The organism is Paenibacillus sp. FSL K6-1330 (assembly GCF_037976825.1).
Classification (GTDB): Bacteria; Bacillota; Bacilli; order Paenibacillales; family Paenibacillaceae; genus Paenibacillus_AQ.
On the sequence record NZ_CP150269.1, the window covers coordinates 826,799 to 845,039 of the forward strand.

Annotated in this window: 18 protein-coding genes; 14 read left to right on the plus strand and 4 right to left on the minus strand. The window is 50.0% G+C overall.

Annotated elements, in window-relative coordinates:
* The first annotated feature begins 212 nt into the window (after window positions 1–212).
* From NYE54_RS03645 to NYE54_RS03670, 6 genes are all read left to right on the plus strand, one after another.
* Window positions 213–1,958, plus strand: a complete 1,746-nt coding sequence (locus NYE54_RS03645; RefSeq protein ID WP_339270099.1) for an ABC transporter ATP-binding protein — start codon at window positions 213–215, stop codon at window positions 1,956–1,958.
* The gene (locus NYE54_RS03650; protein WP_339270101.1) at window positions 1,955–3,760 is read left to right on the plus strand and encodes an ABC transporter ATP-binding protein; all 1,806 of its coding nucleotides are present in this window, start codon (window positions 1,955–1,957) and stop codon (window positions 3,758–3,760) included. Before NYE54_RS03645 ends, NYE54_RS03650 begins: the two co-directional genes overlap by 4 nt.
* 143 nt (window positions 3,761–3,903) lie before the next feature.
* Window positions 3,904–4,461: a hypothetical protein gene (locus tag NYE54_RS03655; RefSeq protein WP_339270103.1), complete on the plus strand. Its 558-nt coding sequence runs from the start codon at window positions 3,904–3,906 to the stop codon at window positions 4,459–4,461.
* Window positions 4,462–4,649: 188 nt separating this feature from the next.
* A complete protein-coding gene (locus NYE54_RS03660) occupies window positions 4,650–4,949 on the plus strand; it encodes a phage holin family protein (protein WP_339270105.1) in 300 nt (99 codons plus the stop codon).
* A 113-nt stretch (window positions 4,950–5,062) separates the two neighbouring features.
* Window positions 5,063–5,581: a DinB family protein gene (locus NYE54_RS03665; protein WP_339270107.1), complete on the plus strand. Its 519-nt coding sequence runs from the start codon at window positions 5,063–5,065 to the stop codon at window positions 5,579–5,581.
* 190 nt (window positions 5,582–5,771) lie between these two features.
* The gene (locus NYE54_RS03670) at window positions 5,772–5,927 is read left to right on the plus strand and encodes a hypothetical protein (protein WP_006208027.1); all 156 of its coding nucleotides are present in this window, start codon (window positions 5,772–5,774) and stop codon (window positions 5,925–5,927) included.
* A 51-nt stretch (window positions 5,928–5,978) separates the two neighbouring features.
* Here NYE54_RS03670 and NYE54_RS03675 read toward each other — a convergent pair whose 3' ends face one another.
* Complete coding sequence (locus NYE54_RS03675) at window positions 5,979–6,209, minus strand: hypothetical protein (protein ID WP_071222107.1); 231 nt, start codon at window positions 6,207–6,209, stop codon at window positions 5,979–5,981.
* A complete protein-coding gene (locus NYE54_RS03680) occupies window positions 6,210–6,785 on the minus strand; it encodes a hypothetical protein (protein WP_339270110.1) in 576 nt (191 codons plus the stop codon).
* A 288-nt stretch (window positions 6,786–7,073) separates the two neighbouring features.
* On the opposite strand from NYE54_RS03680, the gene NYE54_RS03685 reads away from it, so the two are divergent.
* From NYE54_RS03685 to NYE54_RS03695, 3 genes are all read left to right on the plus strand, one after another.
* Window positions 7,074–9,326, plus strand: a complete 2,253-nt coding sequence (locus NYE54_RS03685; protein WP_339270111.1) for an excinuclease ABC subunit UvrA — start codon at window positions 7,074–7,076, stop codon at window positions 9,324–9,326.
* 298 nt (window positions 9,327–9,624) lie between these two features.
* Window positions 9,625–11,301, plus strand: a complete 1,677-nt coding sequence (locus NYE54_RS03690; RefSeq protein WP_339270113.1) for an alpha-glucosidase — start codon at window positions 9,625–9,627, stop codon at window positions 11,299–11,301.
* 39 nt (window positions 11,302–11,340) lie between these two features.
* A complete protein-coding gene (locus tag NYE54_RS03695; protein ID WP_339270115.1) occupies window positions 11,341–12,402 on the plus strand; it encodes an NAD(P)-dependent alcohol dehydrogenase in 1,062 nt (353 codons plus the stop codon).
* Between the two features lie 128 nt (window positions 12,403–12,530).
* Here the strand turns inward: NYE54_RS03695 and NYE54_RS03700 are convergent, their stop codons facing one another.
* A complete protein-coding gene (locus NYE54_RS03700; protein WP_339270117.1) occupies window positions 12,531–13,379 on the minus strand; it encodes a DUF4179 domain-containing protein in 849 nt (282 codons plus the stop codon).
* A complete protein-coding gene (locus NYE54_RS03705) occupies window positions 13,376–13,894 on the minus strand; it encodes a sigma-70 family RNA polymerase sigma factor (protein WP_339270119.1) in 519 nt (172 codons plus the stop codon). Before NYE54_RS03705 ends, NYE54_RS03700 begins: the two co-directional genes overlap by 4 nt.
* A gap of 325 nt (window positions 13,895–14,219) precedes the next feature.
* On the opposite strand from NYE54_RS03705, the gene NYE54_RS03710 reads away from it, so the two are divergent.
* The 5 genes from NYE54_RS03710 (at window position 14,220) to NYE54_RS03730 (ending at window position 18,232) form a co-directional block, all read left to right on the plus strand.
* On the plus strand, window positions 14,220–15,464 hold the full coding sequence (locus NYE54_RS03710; protein WP_339270121.1) for an MFS transporter: 1,245 nt from the start codon (window positions 14,220–14,222) through the stop codon (window positions 15,462–15,464).
* A 354-nt stretch (window positions 15,465–15,818) separates the two neighbouring features.
* The gene (locus NYE54_RS03715; protein ID WP_076322212.1) at window positions 15,819–16,139 is read left to right on the plus strand and encodes a PadR family transcriptional regulator; all 321 of its coding nucleotides are present in this window, start codon (window positions 15,819–15,821) and stop codon (window positions 16,137–16,139) included.
* Between the two features lie 70 nt (window positions 16,140–16,209).
* Window positions 16,210–16,551, plus strand: a complete 342-nt coding sequence (locus NYE54_RS03720) for a DUF1048 domain-containing protein (RefSeq protein ID WP_076322211.1) — start codon at window positions 16,210–16,212, stop codon at window positions 16,549–16,551.
* A gap of 169 nt (window positions 16,552–16,720) precedes the next feature.
* Window positions 16,721–17,482 (plus strand): ATP-binding cassette domain-containing protein, encoded by a 762-nt coding sequence (locus NYE54_RS03725; RefSeq protein ID WP_076322210.1) that lies wholly within the window; start codon window positions 16,721–16,723, stop codon window positions 17,480–17,482.
* Complete coding sequence (locus tag NYE54_RS03730; RefSeq protein ID WP_215163258.1) at window positions 17,483–18,232, plus strand: ABC transporter permease; 750 nt, start codon at window positions 17,483–17,485, stop codon at window positions 18,230–18,232.
* Window positions 18,233–18,241 lie beyond the last annotated feature (9 nt).

Below are 18,241 nucleotides of genomic sequence, written 5' to 3' on the forward strand. Positions count from 1 at the left end.
TATATTCTAAGCACAATAAACGAACGCCAGCTCTGCATAGATGCAGAAGCTAGGCGTTCGTTTGTCTTTTCTTAGTACATATTATAATTATTCTTTACCTAGGAATGACTGTGGATATCATGTAGACTGGTAATGATTTACTGCCGCCATGCCTTGCTTTATGGGGAGATGGAGGGTCTGTACATACTTGCTTGCATATGGGGGTGGGCACTGTGCCCAAACAAGAAAAGGTTTCAATGTCATGGCTGCTGCGGTATTTAAAACCGGTTAAAGGACGGCTGATACTGCTGATCATGATGCTGCTGACGTCGACAGGTTTGCAGCTTCTGAATCCGCAGATTGTCAAACGGTTTATTGACACGGCAGCCGAAGGCGGCGTTATAGCCACGCTGATTCAACTGGCGGGATTGTTTCTGGTCGTGGCTGTTTTTAATCAGCTGATTACCGTGGCTGTCAGCTATATGGGGAACGATATTTCATGGCGCGCAACGAACCGGCTTCGCGGCGATCTTTTGAAGCATTGTTTACGGCTGGATATGCGATTTCATAATGTGAAAACGCCAGGCGAGATGATTGAGCGGGTTGATGGCGACGTGACGAATATTTCGAACTTCTTCGCGATGTTCATCGTGCAGGTTATCGGAAGTTTTGTGCTGCTCGCCGGCATACTAGGATTTATGTTCACAGTCAATCTGCCGATCGCGATCGTCATGACGGTGTTTACACTGCTGTCTATTTTGTTCATGGTGTTCATCCGGAATATGGGCGTCAATTCTTCGAAGAATGAACGGGAAGCCAGCGCTTCGCTGTTTGGCTTAATTGAGGAACGCATCGCTGGCATTGAGGATGTACAGGCGAACGGCAATGTGCCGTATGTGATGAATCGGTTTCATCGCATGATGCGCAGCGTGTTCCTGAAAGGAAGAAAAGCCTGGATGCTTCGCGTCGTCCCTTGGAATACCACGGTGATTCTGTTTGCCCTTGCAGTTACCGCTGTCCTGCTACTAGGGGTTCGTTATTATTTGATCGGTGAAATTACGCTAGGGACCCTCTTCCTAATCTATCAATATACGCAGATGCTGAATGACCCGATCGAGATGCTGGGTGACCAGGTGCAGGAGTTCCAAAAGGCAAAATCCGGCATGCTGCGTTCCAGAGAGCTGCTGTCCAATAAGAGCGAGATTGTAGACGGAGAACAAGAAGAGCTTCCGGAGGGAGCGCTCGGTTTGGAATTTGAGGGGGTCAACTTCAGTTATAACGAGGATAAACCGGTGCTAAAAGACATCAACTTTGAGGTCAAACCAGGCGAACGCCTGGGTATTATCGGACGTACCGGCAGCGGAAAGTCGAGTCTCAGCCGTATTCTGCTTCGACTGTATAACATCGACAGCGGTGTGATCCGCGTTGGGGGGACCGATATCACGAAGCTGAAGCTGCCTGCGCTTTACCGCCGGGTGGGGATGGTCACGCAGGATGTACAGCTGTTTGATGGCTCGCTGCGTGACAACCTGACGTTGTTCGATAAGGGCGTGTCGGATGCATTTATTCTGGAAACGACGGAGCGTCTGGGACTTCGGCAATGGATCGATGCGCAGCCGGAAGGTCTGGATACTCATCTGACAACAGGCGGAGCATCGCTATCCGCGGGGGAAGCGCAGCTATTCGCTTTAACCCGGGTATTTTTGACGCAGCCGAGCCTGGTGATTCTGGATGAACCGTCCTCACGCCTAGACGCCGCAACGGAAATGATGCTGCAGACGGCCGTGGATCAGCTGATGAGCAGTTGTACGGGCATCATCATCGCGCACCGGCTGGCTACGCTGGAGCAGGTGGATAAAATTATGGTGCTGGGTGACGGACGAATTCTGGAATTCGGAGCACGGGAAGCACTTGCACAAGATCCGGCATCGTATTATGCCAGACTGCTGATCACAGGCAGAGAGGAGGAACTGGCATGACCATCACAGGTTTTATAGGGCGCCTATTTCGTTTCAAGCCTTCATTATTTTTATTCAACGGTCTGTTGTGGTGCATATTTCATTCCTTGCCGCTATTGATCGGACTTGGGATGCAGTGGTTTTTTGACCGGGCTACATCGAATTCGACGGATTATGTATGGCTGGCCGTTCCTTTGATCTTTATTGCCGTAGTAAGGGTTGCGCGGGTGGGGACGTTCTTTGCGGCCTTTTATCAATGGGTAACGTATATTTACCACATTCAGGCCATTCTGCGCACGAACATGCTAGCTGGGATCATGCGCTGGCCGGGGCGGAATTTGCCGGCTTCTCCAGGGGAGGCGATGAGTCGCTTCCGCGATGACGTGGAAGAAGTTGTGGAATACGTGGAATCCTGGGTGGATTTCTGGGGGCGCCTCGTTTTTGCCCTCGTCTCCGTAGTCATTATGGCAAGCATTAACTGGAAGATCATGCTGGTGGCCGTGCTGCCGCTCGTAGTGGTCACACTCCTGAACAATCTGTCCGGCAACCGCGCGCGTCGTTACGGGCTAAAGAACCGGGAAGCTACGGGGCGCATTACAAGCTTTATCGCGGAAACCTTCGGTGCGGTTCAAGCCTTGAAGCTCGGGCAGGCCGAGGATCATGTTCATGAGCGCTTCATGAAGCTGAACGAAGACCGCCGGCAGGCAGCGCTGAAGGATAATCTGTTCAAACAATGGATGCGATCCTTGAATCAGCATGTGCTTAGCATCTGTACGGGACTAATTCTGCTGATGTGCGCTGCTGAAATGCAGGCCGGGCATTTTACCGTCGGGGATTTCGCTTTGTTTACGTCTTACCTGGCTAATATCGGCTTCAGTATTTCCTTGTTCGGGTATATGGTGTTCCAGCACAAGCGGCTGAAGGTTTCCTTTGACCGGATGCGCTCGCTGTTCCGTCCTGGTGAGGAAGACCGGATTATTGAGGCACGGGAAACGTATCTGAACGAAGAGCCGCCGGAACTGCCCGTCATTCACAGAGAACCGGGGGAGAAGCTGCAGGAGCTGGAAGTCAAGAATTTATCATATCATTACCCGAATTCGGAGAATGGCATATCGGATATTAATTTCCGCTTGGAGCGCGGCAAGTTTCTGGTGGTGACAGGACGAATCGGAGCGGGGAAATCGACGCTTGTTCGGACATTGCTGGGTCTGCTGCCGAAGCAGGAAGGGACGATCCGCTGGAACGGGGAAGAGGTGGATCCAGCAACCTTCCTTATGCCTCCTCGGGCGGCGTATACACCGCAGGTTCCTAGGCTGTTTAGTGATCCCTTGAGAGAGAACATTGTTCAAGGGAAGAAAGAGCGGACGGAGGAAGCTCTGGAACGTGCCATCCGTCTGGCCGTCATGGAGAAGGATATCGAGAATCTGGATCAGGGACTGGAGACGTTGGTCGGTCCGAGGGGCGTTATGCTGTCGGGCGGACAAATCCAGCGGGCGGCTACGGCACGCATGCTGATTACGGGCGCGGATTTATTCATTTTTGATGATCTGTCCAGCGCGCTGGACGTGGAGACGGAGCAGCTGGTATGGGATGGGTTGTTCAAGGAGCGGGACGTCACTTGCATCGCGGTATCGCATCGCAGGGCAGCCCTTTCGAAGGCCGATCATATCATCGTCATGAAGGATGGCCGGATCGAAGCGGAGGGCAGCTTGTCCGAGCTGCTCGCAACGAGCGAAGAGATGCAGCTGTTATGGCAGGGCGAGCAGTCCGCTGTCGAGGCTGAAGCCGTCGTAAAGGACGGAGCTGAGGTTAGCAAGGTATAACATCAAGTTTGGTTTGGAATTGGGGATGTTAGAACAGATTTCGAGCAAGGCAGTTTCCGTTGGTATGGAAGCTGCCTTTTTTTTGTATAATATACATGGAAAATAATGGGTCAATCATTCTGATGTATCAGGGGGAGTTCTATATGAAGAATCGCAAATTCTTGGTAACCTTCGGTTATAACCTGGACCATAGCAATATCGATTACCTGGTGTCAGATCGCCTGTCCCGCCATAAGGGCTGGATTCAGAAGGATTACTTCCATCCGGTGCTGCACAAAGGGGCTGCGTGTATTCTAAACTACCAGATCATCGACACGAATGTTGCCAGAGTCTCGCAGCGGTATTACTTGGATGATTACCACGTCACGGAAGCCCAGCTGCAAGGCTTTCTTTACTCGTTAAACAAGCTGAAGGGCACGCATGTGTTATGCAATCCCACGAAGCAGGGACATCACTGGACCGTCATCGACGAAGTCGAGTACAGCTGTTATGCTTATCAGACATTGGATGGAAGGGATCTCCGTTTTATAGAATACGATAACGATGCCAGGGCGGATGCGAACATGAAGAAGGGGATACCCCAGATTCCCGAGCATCAGCATTACCTAACCTTTCCCTCAGACTGCAGTCAAGAAGAGAAGGATCGGCGGTTGACCGATTGGTTCAAAGGGATAATAGAAGCGGGCAGGCAGGAGCCTTAAGAACCGCGCCATTCATATTGGATAGTCACTGCGTATTTCCTCCACCCGGGAATAACGTAAATTTTTGCTGCGTCTGCTCATCGTCAAACCTATCGAAAATTCCATTTCGCAGATTCTATTATTTTACTTACGAGAATAAGGATATAAATACAAGCCAATCGATAGGCTCGAGGAATAGGATGTAGAAGATGAATGGAAAGGGTGGGTTTACCATGGAATGGAGCGTCATTTTTCAATTGATCGACCCGCGGCTCTTCATGGTCGTTGCTGCCTGTTGGGTAATCGGATATGTGCTGAAGCAAACCCCCAAGGTTCCGAATTGGAGCATTGTATATCTGGTTATAGTCGTATCGATTCTGTTCACGACCGGCTTGATCGGCTGGAGCGTGGAAAATATCATTCAAGGCATACTCGCAGGGGCGTTTGCGGTATTCGGGCATCAGGCCGTTAAACAAACAGCAGAGGCGATTGCGACTAGAAAGAAGTAAGAACGGCTGAATGACCCAGGGTGGTTTTTGCCTAAACCGAACTTTACCTGGCAGTCTGCCGCTTGAGCCTGTTATTCTTAGGTTCAAGAGATGATGTAAGGGAGCGTGAAGATTTGCAGAGGAAAACGTTGACGGTTGAGGCATTGCCTGGGTTTGAGCCGGAGATTGGCCGGTGGATATGGGGACTTGAAGATGTGCGGCGAACGATATTGAGACGGCTGGAAGGGATTCGGCATGAGTTTTTGAACCATAAGGTGGACGGTCGGCAGTCGATCGGTTCACTGTTGTATCATATCGCTTACATTGAAGCGGACTGGCTGTACGCCGAGGTGCTTGAATCCGCTTGGGACCCGAAAATTAAGACATGCTTTCCCTGGGATCACCGTACCGAGGATAACAGTCTTTCTGAAGTGCCGGATCAGTCATTGGAGGAACACCTTCACCGCATGCAGAGAGTACGTCATGAATTGCTTGCCCATTTCAAAGGCATGGACCTCTCGGACTGGAGGCGAGTCAGACAACTGGAACCGTACGATGTGACGCCCGAATGGGTCATCTATCATCTGATTGAGCATGAATCCCATCATCGTGGACAGATATTTCAGCTGTTAAGAGAGTTGGAACACGCATAAGGATCGATTGTCCACTCAAGTGAAAGTGGGGCCTTCGCGGCTAAAGCCGGAGCCTTTTGAGACTGCTGCTATACATGTTAAAATTGCCCAGGGCAGGGAGCTTTCCTTGCTCTTTTTTGTATATCCTGCAACGATTCAGCATGTCAAAACGTAATAAGCAGATAAAGAGCACGGTATCGGAGGAGATAGGATGAATAATGAATTTTACGTGGGATGGGGAACGCTGGCGTTAATTAATGCCGGATTGGCTCAAGGAAAAAACAGAACGGGATTAAACTGGTTTCTGCTATCCCTGTTGTTAGGCCCGCTCGCAACCCTGTTTCTTGTTCTGTCAGCTAAAAGATGATTTGAGTAATAAAAGAGCCGCCTCCCGGCAAGGGAAGCGGCCTTTATCGTATTACATCCGTTGAAACATAGCGGTGTCACGGCTGTAGTGTGTCAGATAACCTGTCTCTTCGTTGCGGATGCGGACGACATCCGGTGTATAGCATTCAATGTAACCTCGCTCGATCTCCACGTATACGCTAGCGGGATCCTCTTCCCATACGGAAACAACCGTTTCCGACAGTGCGGCCGCGAAAAAATGGATGTCTTGCGATAGGTACCGACTATTGCGGTCTGTATTCATTTATTTCATATCCCCTTGATGGTTAGAATCAGATAAAATACGGTCAACTAACTTGTTCATTCCCTTCCAGGAATCCTTCAGAATAAATTCATGCTGAATATGCGCGTTCCACGGACGCGGAATCAGAATGGTTTGCTTTCCGGCTTTTCTGGCGGCAATCGCATTATGGGGACCATCGTCAATCAGAAGATCGAATTCCACCAAATCCTTGCGCTTGGCCACGAAAAAATTCTCGAACGGAATAAAAGGCATATGTCGCTGCAGCCATCTCCACTTCTCGGGCACCGAGGAGGGACGGGCTGCGGTAACAACAATAACGTCATAATCATGCGTCATTCTGTGGACTTCGTCAATCGTATATTCATCAAATATTTCAAGTTCTTCATATAAGCCCGGCTTTCCGAAGAAAAACTCTTCTGAGCAGTCAGGATGCCAGATTTGGTGCAGATTATAATCGGTAATCTGATCCAGCGTCAGCTGAGGATCTTTGTACTGCAGATTGTGATAGTGAATGGCCTTGGGTATGAGATGGCAGATGGTATCATCCATATCGATGGCGACTATTTTTTTGCTCATATCGTCATTACTCTCCTGTAAACATGAATTCTAAGAAACGATGATGTTCCGTAATTGTAAGGGACAGGATGCTTATTGGCAAACCGGAATCAAAAATGGGAGGGTGTAACATTTTATCTCCCCAAACTCTTATAAACTAAGTATAGCATTAATACGGTCAACAACCTTCCTGATATTTACCGGTTGCGGGAATAACTTAATAATAGAGACCTTCACCCATTATGACAGTACATGTCATGATTGCCCTTTTATAATAGGAACACTACAGGGTATAAGGGAGGAGCGGCCATGGCGCAAGAATATATCAACATACGTGGAGCCAGGGAGAATAATCTGAAGAATGTTTCACTGCAAATTCCAAAACGAAAGATCACGGTCTTTACCGGCGTATCGGGCTCGGGCAAATCGTCCATCGTGTTCGATACCATCAGTTCAGAAGCTCAGCGATTGCTGAATGAGACGTTTACCGCTTTTGTTCGAAACCGACTTCCACGGCATAGCCAGCCGGACGTCGATTCTATCGAGAACTTGTCGACGGCCATCGTCATCGACCAGAAGCGTTTGGGGGGGAATTCACGGTCCACGCTAGGCACGATCACGGATCTGTACGCCATACTCCGTCTGTTGTTTTCCAGGGTGGGACAGCCATTTGTGGGATACTCCAACGTCTTTTCTTTTAACGATCCGCAAGGCATGTGTCCGGAATGTCAGGGAATCGGCAGGAAGGTTGAGCTGGATCTAAATAAACTGCTGGATACGAGCAAATCTTTGAATGAGGGAGCAGTCCGATTTCCTATTTTCTCAGTGGATAGCTGGTATATGAAAAATTACACCATGTCCGGTTTCTTTGATAACGATAAGAAGCTGGCCGACTATTCGGAAGCGGAATGGGATCTCTTCCTATACGGCAAGGAGGGAAAGGTGACGTTTCCGTCCAAGGGTGGACCGGTACAGTCTGACTTCGAAGGTCTCGTGTTGAAGTTCAACCGGCTGTACATCCAGAGAGACAGCAGTGAATTGTCCGAACGCACCTTAAATCACGTCAAAAATTTTATTACGCATGGCACATGCCCGTTATGCGAGGGGACACGGCTCAGTCAAGCGGCATTAAGCTGCAGAATCAACGGGTATAATATCGCCGAGTGTGCGGCCATGGAGATTGGGGAGTTAAGAGAGGTCATCCTGAATATCAAGGAGCCTGTGGCTGCCAGTATGGTGGCCAGTTTGGCCGAGCGGCTGCAGCACTTGATGGATATGGGGCTGGATTACTTAACGCTGAATCGGGAGACGACCACGCTCTCCGGAGGTGAATCGCAGCGGGTGAAGATGGTTAGGCATCTGGGCAGCAGTCTGACGGACATGATGTATGTTTTTGATGAGCCGAGCGTTGGTTTGCATCCCCGGGATGTTCACCGCCTGAACGACATGCTCAGGAAGCTTCGTGACAAGGGCAACACGGTGCTGGTCGTGGAGCATGACCGCGACGTGATTGAAATTGCCGACCATGTGGTGGATGTGGGACCGAATGCAGGTACCCGGGGAGGGGAAGTTGTCTTCGAGGGTACGGTTGAGCAGCTGTGCAGCCAAGACTCTACGTTAACCGGGCAGTATATGAAACGCTGCATGCCGATGAAAGAACAGTTCCGGGTACCGACAGGACAAATGCGGATTACCAATGCCAGTCATCATAACCTGAAAAATGTAACGGTGGATATCCCGGAAGGCGTGTTAACCGTGGTCACGGGCGTAGCGGGGTCAGGCAAGAGCTCGCTGATTCATCATGCCTTCCTGTCCCAGCATCCCGAGGCTGTCGTCATCGACCAGTCCGCCGTCAGCACCTCGATTCGTTCCAATCCTGCTACCTATACGGGGATCATGGATGACATCCGGAGCATGTTTGCCAAAGCTAACGATCAGAGTCCATCCCTGTTCAGCTTCAATTCCAAAGGAGCCTGTCCCGACTGCCACGGTCTCGGGTTCATCTATACGGACCTGGCGTTTATGGAAGGCATCAAGTCTCCGTGCGACACCTGTGATGGCAGACGCTTTAAGGATGATGTGCTGCAGTATAAACTCCATGGAAAAATGATTACCGACGTACTGGATATGACGGTGCTGCAGGCACTCGATTTTTTCGAGAAAAAAGAAATCAGACGGCGGCTGGAGGCCCTGCACGATGTCGGCTTGCACTATCTAACGCTCGGACAGCCGCTAAGCACCCTGTCAGGGGGCGAAAGCCAGCGCATCAAGCTGGCCAGCGAGCTGCACAGACAGGGAAAGATCTACGTGATGGACGAGCCGACAACGGGGCTGCATATGTCAGATGTCGGGCATTTGCTGGACATGATGAATCGGCTCGTCGATAACGGCAGCTCGGTGATCGTGATCGAGCACAATCTGGATGTAATCCGTCAAGCGGATTGGATCATCGATCTTGGACCCGAGGGCGGCAGCAGGGGAGGCAGGGTCATGTTCGAAGGAACGCCTGCTGAACTGATCATGGCGGAACAATCGCTGACTGCAAAGTATGTACGGGGTTAGCGGGAGATCAAAGAAGTGGAGTGAATGGCGGGTACTTACCGGAGTCTGACCAAACCCATGCAGTATGTTACATGGAGCAGGCACGAATTCATTTCCGTAGTTGTTTCATAGTGGACTTTATAGTGGCCGTGCCGCATATCCCCGCGGCACGGCTATTCTATGGTTGTTAGGCTTATATGATCGCTTAAACGGCAATACTGTATGCTGCGACAGACTAAGTTGGTTAATGAAGTACGTGTAATGACTCGGTCTGCATTCCTAATAAGCAGCATCTTTATTGTAAACGGGGGATACGACAATGCAGAAAGTATGGTGGAAAGAAGCCGTTGCTTACGAGATCTATCCGCGCAGTTTTATGGATTCGAATGAAGACGGCATCGGAGATCTGCAAGGGGTTATATCACGCCTGGATTATTTGAAGGATCTCGGGATTGATGTTATATGGGTATGCCCCATCTATCGATCATCCAATAGCGACAACGGTTACGATATCAGTGATTATCAGGATATTATGACGGAGTTCGGATCCATGGCCGACTTCGATCAACTGCTGGCCGAAATCCATAACCGCGGCATGCGCCTTATTATGGATCTGGTGCTCAATCACACCTCGGATGAACATCCGTGGTTTATTGAATCCCGTTCCTCAAGGACTAATCCGAAGCGGGATTACTACATCTGGCGGGATGCGAGGGATGGGGCCGAGCCGAACAATTGGGAATCCATCTTTACTGGTTCCGCTTGGGAATATGACGAGTTAACGGATCAATATTATCTCCACCTCTATTCCAAGAAGCAGCCTGATTTAAATATGGAGAATTCTGCGGTCAGGGATGATCTGGTCAGGATGATCCGTTGGTGGCTCGATAAAGGGATTGACGGTTTCCGTGTGGATGCGATCACCCATATTAAGAAACTGCCGGGTTTGCCGGATATGCCCAATCCGAATCATCTTCGATATGTCGACTCGAATCCGGGACATCGGAATATAGCGGGCATCCATGATTTTCTTCAACAATTCAAACGCGAAGCGTTCGCCCATTATGACATTATGACGGTTGGCGAAGCGAGTGGCATTCCGATATCGGAAGCAGACCGCTGGATTGGGGAAGAGAATGGGGCACTGAACATGATTTTTCAATTTGAGCATGTCAATCTTGATTTCGGACTCGAAGGGCGCTGGGATTATGCGATCTGGGACTTGGCCGAATTGAAGCAGATCATGCATAAATGGCAGACGGGACTTGAAGGCGTGGGCTGGAATGCCCTCTATATGGAGAATCATGATCAACCGCGCTCCGTATCCCGTTTTGGCGATCCGGTTCACTATCATAAGGAATCGGCCAAGATGCTGGCTACTTTTTTTATGCTGATGCAGGGGACGCCGTTTATTTACCAGGGGCAGGAAATCGGAATGACGAATGTTGAGTTTGCGGAGCTGAGCGATTATCGAGACGTGGAGATCTACAACTATTACCGCGAGCGGCTGTTGGACGGGAAAGACGTGTCCGAGACGATGCGCAGAATCGCGTACCGGGCAAGGGACAATGCAAGAACGCCGATGCAATGGGATGATACGCTTTATGGCGGCTTTTCCACGGTTGTGCCGTGGATCCGCTGCAATCCGAATTATCATGAGATCAACGTGAAGCAGCAGTTAAATGATCCCGATTCCATTCTCAATTACTATAAAGCCTTGATTCGTCTGCGCAAATCCAGTGAGGCGTTGATCTACGGAACATATGAAGCGGTGCTTCAGGAGCATCCGGAAATATTCGCCTATTCCAGGTCGCTCGGGAACGAGATGTACTTGGTCGTACTCAACTTCTATAGCGGAACACCGGATTTTCAATTCCCTGTCGAGTGGCGTGAGCATCAACCGGAAGTTGTACTCTCGAACTACAAGCGCTCGGAGCGAAGTTTCGGCGAATTCGCTCTACACCCTTATGAAGCGATAGTTTATCGTGTAAACTAAGTTCGTAAGCGATTTCTTGAAATGAGAGGTGAATGCAGCTTGTCACAACCAAACATGATGTCTGCCGCCGTTCTTGATCGCCCTTTATCCATTGGGGTGAAGCAGGTTCCCATTCCGGAGCCAAAGCCGGATGAAGCCTTGATTCAAGTGTATTGCATCGGCATATGCGGTTCGGATGTGCATTACTATGAGCATGGACGGATTGGCAGGTATGAGGTGAAGGAACCGTTGATTCTGGGACATGAGCTTGCCGGCGTTGTCGTAAGGACGGGGGAGAAGGTGAGAAATGTCTCCGCCGGTGACCGCGTGGCCGTGGAACCGGGCGTTACGTGCGGGCGCTGCTCTTATTGTAAAAGCGGACGTTACAACCTGTGTCCGGATGTTGTATTTATGGCCACCCCGCCGGTTGACGGAGCTTGGGCCGAATACGTCGCGGTGCGAAGCGACTTTCTGTTCCGGCTGCCGGATGAAATGTCCTTTGAGGAAGGCGCTTTGCTTGAACCGCTGTCCGTAGGACTTCATGCCGTACGCCGCGGGCGTATGCACCCGGAGGACCGGGTGCTGGTTCTCGGCCTGGGGCCGATTGGCCTGCTTGCTATGGAGGCGGCCAAAATGTCCGGAGCTTCTCAGGTATATGGCAGCGACGTCGTGGAATACCGGCGTAATTTGGCCCTTCAGATGGAAGCCTCCGGCGTGATCAATCCGATGGATGAATCCGTTCCGCAGCGGTTGAACGAACTTACGGGCGGCAAAGGGATTGATCTTATTATTGAAACGTCGGGCAACGCCGGTGCCATCGCGGATTCAATCGGTTATGTGAACCGCGGAGGCCGGATCGTGTATGTAGGTCTGCCGACAAACGATGCCATCCCGGTGGATATCGGCGCTTTGGTTGACGCCGAGCTGGATGTATACGGCGTGTTCCGCTATGCGAACACGTACCCGGCGGCTATACAGATGCTGCAAAACAAGGGCAGCCGCATACGCGATATCATCACCCACCAGTTTTCCTTGGATCAGATCGAGGAAGCTGTAGAGCTTGCTCGTACGCACAAGGACACCAGCGTAAAAGTCATGATCTATCCTCATTCAACCGCATAATATGGTTGCAGCCGGGAGAGCCGCTTCCGGGACCGGCATGTTCAATATTGCCCAAACAACGTCATTGCATCATCATAAAAAGGCACCACTCCAGCATTAGTCGGAGCGGTGCCTTTTCATGATCCAGGTTAGTTCGGGCGTTCATTGCTCATCCAGCTGTCGATACGCAGATCATCGCTGTAGCTGTCGCGAGCCGAAATTTCACCAAGCTTTTGCTCGGCTTCCTCACGGGTATCGAACCCGCCGATGACCGCGATGAAGTCACCGCCAGCGGTCTTAATGAAGGTCACGTCGTCTTCCATATAAATCTCTTCAAGAATAGCAAGGGATTCCCCTTGTGGCATGGCTTCACTGCGGATATAGAAGACCTCGCGCGGGTTTACCGGCTCGCCGGTCGAAGTGAGCTTCAGCTCAATATAGCCGGGGTCTTTATATTCGGATACGGTATGCTTCACGCCATCCTTCAGTTCAACGACAAAACGCATGGCCGAGTCATCCAAAATCACATTTTCATAGACATCCTTCACCAGCGGCAGGGCCAGCATGTCTTTCTTGAGGGTTTCATAATCAAAGTTTCGTACACCGTTAAACGTGAAGATCAGACGGTTTGGTGCATCCCGGTGATCCACGGTGTAGGACGGGACACTGGAAACGGACTTGCCTTCCTGATCAAATTGAATCTTAATCACGTCCTCGGAAGCTTCCGTACCCACGGTAACGCCGTCGGTCCGCTCGCCTCCGCCCCCGAACTGCAGAACCTGAACGATGCTGCCCACCACGGGGACTTTGGCTAAGGCGTTTGCCACCGTCGGGATGTTGACCACGAATAGTACGGCAATGGCAGCTGCAACAACGGACGAATATCTCGTCAAGCGCATGGATCGTTTGCGGGCAGCCGCCTTTTTCTGTGCTGCGGCCATAACATCGGTTAGCTGGGCAGGGATCTCAATGTGTTCGTAGCGTTCTTTTCCTGTCATAGATTATCGACCTCTCCCTCGATTAAATACGATTTTAATTTTCCGATAATGCGGTAGAATCTGGTCTTGACCGTGTTTTCGGACAATGACAGCACATCCGCCATTTCTCGAAAGCGCAGGTCCTCAAAAAACTTCAGAATAATATAGGTTTTCTCTTCTGGCATCAGTCTGTCCAGCGCATCATATAAATCCATTTTCTCTTCCAGCGGTAGGGTATGCTCTGCGGCTGCATAGTCTTGCGTTTGGTCCTCCATATAAGTTACCCGCTTCTTGCGACCGAGATGGTCGATGGCAGCGTTAATGACAATCCGGGTCATCCAGGACTCAAAATACTGCGGCGTGTTCATCCGCTCGTAAGCGAGATATCCCTTATAGGTTGCCTCGGAGACGATATCGAGTGCCTCCTGCTCATTTTTGACATAGCAATAGGCCACCCGGTATAACTTGCTTTTGCATTTCTCAATATTTTCACTGAACTGTTTTGGTTTCGACTCTTTCGCTCTCAGTTCACTCACTCCTAACTACTAGCGCTAGTATTTTATGTCATGGCACGAATTCGTTTTGATCTATTCCTGGTTTAATGGGTTGGATCATGCTCAAGTACTTGAGTGCGCTTGACTGATCATTAGACCCTGGAGCGGGCCAAATAGTTTTAGCCGGGGATAAAAAAGTTGCGGTTGGTGAGATATGCCATCTGATTCGCTTGAAAAATTAATCCGTGGACTTAACAGAAGTCCTTAACGGTGTTACTATATTAACCATATAAAATGTACGGAGGCCAGAACATGTAGGTTTTTCTACCCTAACCAACACAACTAAATACAGAATTGGGGTAGAAAGATGAAGAGGAAATCTTTTCGGTATCTCTGGATAGGTCAGGCGCTCGCCAATAGCGGCGATTTGTTTTACATTGTCGGCCTGATGGCAATTATCTATGGGATTACGGGATCCGCCATGTTGATGGCCATGATACCTTTTGTCACGACGATGGCACGGTTTATAAGCGGGAGCTTTGCGCCCGTGTTGATGGATAAATACAGCCTCAAGTCGCTGCTTGCTTCGTCGCAAATCGGGAAAACGGCCGTGTTGTTCCTATTGTTAATGACCTACTATGTGCTGGGAGAGCAGGAGGTGACGGTCTATGCGATCCTCGGATTCGTATTCCTCATCTCTTTGCTTGATGGCTGGGCTGCACCTGCAAGCCATGCCATGCTGCCGCGTCTGGTGGATGCCACCGAGCTGACGAAAGCGAATAGCTTTGTTGCCATCGTGGAGCAGCTAATTCAACTGGGGGGCTGGGCCGTTGGGGGACTGCTGGTCGTAGTCTTGGGCGGAAGCAACGTAATATGGCTGACCTTTGCCCTAGCCCTCGCCGCCGCAGTCTTCATGAAGCTTATAGAGGATCGGCATGAATCCACCCAGGAACAGAAAGAGAAGGCTCACGTTTCGAATTGGCGCTCCATTCAGGAAGGCTGGACACTCATTTGGAAACAGCCTTCTCTTCGGGCAATTCATGTGATTTATGTATTGGAGACGATGGCGGGCGTGATTTGGATCGCAGCGACCATCTACGTGTATGTAGCCGATGTGCTGCACAGGGAGGAGGCATGGTGGGGATATATCAACGCAAGCTTTTTCCTAGGACTCATGCTGGGTGGACTGTTTGGAATGAGAAACGCGGGGCTGATCGACCGCAACATCCGCAAGTTCGTCATCTGCTCTTCCTTCGGCATTAGTATCATGACGTTCGGTTTTGGATTGACCTCGGTGCCTTGGCTGGCCCTGGTGTTCTCGGCAGGCTTCGGCGTTTTTGAACAGCTTAAGGCAGTCTCGCTTCAGACTACACTGCAGCGGGGCGTATCTGTCCATGTATTGCCAAAAGTGTACGCAGCTCAAAGCGCGCTTGTTTCGCTGGTATTCGGATTATCCACCCTGTTGTTTGGGTTCATAACCGATGAATTCGGCGTTCGGGCTACGTACATCATCGCTGCCACGGTATTGTTCATCTCGGGATGTTACGCATTACGGATACGAACGAGATTGCCGGAGTTAGGGGAGGGGCTTGAACAAGGACGGATCGGATAATCAATAAACAAAAGGCGAGCTTAAAGCTCGTCTTTTTTGCATGCATAAATCGCGGGGCGATACTAGTTTGAAAATATTTGGAAATCCGGTTGACAATCCATCTACTACGTATTACGATATACCTGTAGTAGGTCACACTGAATACCGACATCACTGAACAATGAGGTTGCAAAAATATTTTAAAGAAGTTGTTGACACCCCCTGCTACTCAGTATTACAATGTACGTGTAATGAGTAATACTTAATAGTGTGTTTTTCCAAACGCTATTAAGTAAAAATTTCCTTCGGTACTATGTTATACTGAATATAGGTAATACTAAGTAGGGGAGGGCGAAATAGAGGAGGCTTTCGAATATGGAAAATTTAACTGAAATGCTGAAGGGTTCGCTGGAAGGCTGTGTGCTGGAAATCATCAGCCGCCGTGAAACCTATGGTTACGAGATTACCCGCCGTCTGAACGAGCTTGGGTTTACCGAAGTCGTGGAAGGAACGGTCTACACCATACTCGTGCGGTTAGAAAAGAAAAAGCTGGTGAACATTGAAAAGAAACCGTCAGACATGGGGCCTCCGCGCAAGTTTTACTCACTTAATGAGGCTGGCCGCCAGGAGCTTGAATCGTTTTGGGAAAGGTGGGATTTCTTATCATCAAAAATCAACGTCTTGAAGTCAATCTAGCCTCATAAGATATTCCGTCCGATATTTTTGGAGTGCCTTGTTCCGCTTTATATAAAAGGAGGAAAATTATATGTTGGAAATGTTCAAAAAAATGATTGGTGATAAAAAAGAGTACAAAATGATGATGGCACGGGTTGAAGCCCTGCCTGAGGACTACCAGTTTGTATTTAAGAAAATTCAAAACTACATGTGGAATTTCTCAGCGGGCAACGGGATGGATATGCTGCACATGCAGTATGAATTAATCGAGTTGTTCGAAGCCGGAGCAGCTGAAGGCAGACAAGTGCTGGAAATCACCGGGGAAGACGTGGCGTCCTTTGCTGACGAACTAGTAGCAAACGCTAAAACCTATGTAGCCAAGTATCGGGAAGATTTGAATCAGAGTATCATGAACCGATTGGGTAAAAAATAAATTCAATAGATCATACCGACTGATTAGCTGGTTACTAATGTGAATTGCCACCTTCGCTATTCAGTTAATTTTTAACCCGGTAGTAAGTTATACAGATTATCAGTAATACTAAATAGTTGGGTGCAGGCAACCTAGCTCCGCAAGGCGCTAATTATGAGGAGGAAAAAATATGAGGAATGCAGCGATTTCTGTAAAAGGGTTAAAAAAATCCTTTAAAGACAAGGAAGTTTTAAAGGGGGTGGATTTTGAAGTGCGGCGTGGGGAAATTTTCGCGCTGCTGGGCTCAAATGGAGCAGGCAAGACAACGACAGTCAACATTCTCTCAACGCTGATGAAGCTCGATGGCGGCCAAGTAGGTATTTGCGGCTTTGACGTCCAGCGTCAACCGGATCATGTTCGCCAGAGCATCAGCCTGACAGGGCAGTTCGCAGCTTTAGACGGCATGCTTACCGGGCGGGAAAACCTGATGATGATTGCCAAGATGCGGGGAGTTTCCAATCCAGCTCAAGTCGCCGACGATCTGCTTGCAAGATTCAGCCTGACCGATGCGGCTAGCCGCCGGGCAGATAAATATTCCGGCGGGATGAAGCGCCGGCTTGACATCGCCATGAGCCTGATCGGGACACCGGCCGTCATTTTTCTCGACGAACCGACGACAGGGCTTGACCCCGAAGCGCGGATTGAGGTCTGGAATACCGTCAAGGAGCTTGCCGGCGGCGGCACGACCATCTTGCTGACGACCCAGTACCTAGAGGAAGCCGAACAACTGGCGGACCGCATCGCCATTCTGCATGGCGGAAAAATCATCACGACCGGTACCCTTACCGAACTCAAAGAGATGTTCCCGCCAGCCAAAGTGGAGTACATTGAGAAGCAGCCGACATTGGAGGAAATTTTCCTCGCGATCATCGGCAACAAGGAGGCGATGTAAATGAAAAGCAAAACAGGGGTGTTACTAGGGCGTTTAATGCGAAACATCATGCGCAGCCCGGACACAATTATCACGGTGGCGATTACGCCGATTATGATGATGCTGCTGTTTGTCTACGTATTTGGCGGCGCCATAGAGACAGGTACGGACAATTACGTCAATTATTTATTGCCGGGAATTTTGCTGATGGCTATCGCATCCGGCGTTGCTTACACTTCCTTGCGGCTGTTTACGGATGTAAAGAGTGGGTTGATGGCGCGTTTCATTACCATGCCGATCAAGCGCTCGTCGGTATTGTGGGCTCACGTATTGACCTCACTTGTTTCCAATGCGCTTACTGTCGTGGTGGTTTTCCTCGTCGCGCTCTTGATGGGCTTCCGCTCCGGCGCCGATATCCTGGATTGGCTCGCAGTAGCTGGGATACTCGGGTTGTTTACGCTGGCGCTGACATGGCTGGCGGTCATTCCCGGATTGACAGCGGGGTCTATGGAAGGGGCGACAGCCTACTCGTACCCGCTAATTTTCCTGCCGTTTATTAGTTCGGCCTTTGTCCCCACCGAAACCATGCCTAAAATTGTCCGTGCGTTTGCTGAGAACCAGCCCGTGACTTCAATCGTGAATGCGATTCGTGCCCTCTTATATGAAGGGACGGTTGGCAACGATATCTGGATCGCGCTTGCCTGGTGTGTCGGCATCATGGTCATCGCTTACTTCTTCGCCAGTAAAACATTTAAACGCCAGTTAGGGTAAGTAACCCAT

What these genes read in the sequence shown, in the direction of transcription:
- NYE54_RS03715 (WP_076322212.1), top strand. Translation starts at nt 15,819, where the DNA reads ATGGAAAATTTAACTGAAATGCTGAAGGGTTCGCTGGAAGGCTGTGTG.
- NYE54_RS03710 (WP_339270121.1), top strand. Translation starts at nt 14,220, where the DNA reads ATGAAGAGGAAATCTTTTCGGTATCTCTGGATAGGTCAGGCGCTCGCC.
- NYE54_RS03660 (WP_339270105.1), top strand. Translation starts at nt 4,650, where the DNA reads ATGAATGGAAAGGGTGGGTTTACCATGGAATGGAGCGTCATTTTTCAA.
- NYE54_RS03700 (WP_339270117.1), bottom strand. Translation starts at nt 13,379, where the DNA reads ATGACAGGAAAAGAACGCTACGAACACATTGAGATCCCTGCCCAGCTA.
- NYE54_RS03680 (WP_339270110.1), bottom strand. Translation starts at nt 6,785, where the DNA reads ATGAGCAAAAAAATAGTCGCCATCGATATGGATGATACCATCTGCCAT.
- NYE54_RS03685 (WP_339270111.1), top strand. Translation starts at nt 7,074, where the DNA reads ATGGCGCAAGAATATATCAACATACGTGGAGCCAGGGAGAATAATCTG.
- NYE54_RS03690 (WP_339270113.1), top strand. Translation starts at nt 9,625, where the DNA reads ATGCAGAAAGTATGGTGGAAAGAAGCCGTTGCTTACGAGATCTATCCG.
- NYE54_RS03675 (WP_071222107.1), bottom strand. Translation starts at nt 6,209, where the DNA reads ATGAATACAGACCGCAATAGTCGGTACCTATCGCAAGACATCCATTTT.
- NYE54_RS03670 (WP_006208027.1), top strand. Translation starts at nt 5,772, where the DNA reads ATGAATAATGAATTTTACGTGGGATGGGGAACGCTGGCGTTAATTAAT.
- NYE54_RS03650 (WP_339270101.1), top strand. Translation starts at nt 1,955, where the DNA reads ATGACCATCACAGGTTTTATAGGGCGCCTATTTCGTTTCAAGCCTTCA.
- NYE54_RS03725 (WP_076322210.1), top strand. Translation starts at nt 16,721, where the DNA reads ATGAGGAATGCAGCGATTTCTGTAAAAGGGTTAAAAAAATCCTTTAAA.
- NYE54_RS03720 (WP_076322211.1), top strand. Translation starts at nt 16,210, where the DNA reads ATGTTGGAAATGTTCAAAAAAATGATTGGTGATAAAAAAGAGTACAAA.
- NYE54_RS03730 (WP_215163258.1), top strand. Translation starts at nt 17,483, where the DNA reads ATGAAAAGCAAAACAGGGGTGTTACTAGGGCGTTTAATGCGAAACATC.
- NYE54_RS03655 (WP_339270103.1), top strand. Translation starts at nt 3,904, where the DNA reads ATGAAGAATCGCAAATTCTTGGTAACCTTCGGTTATAACCTGGACCAT.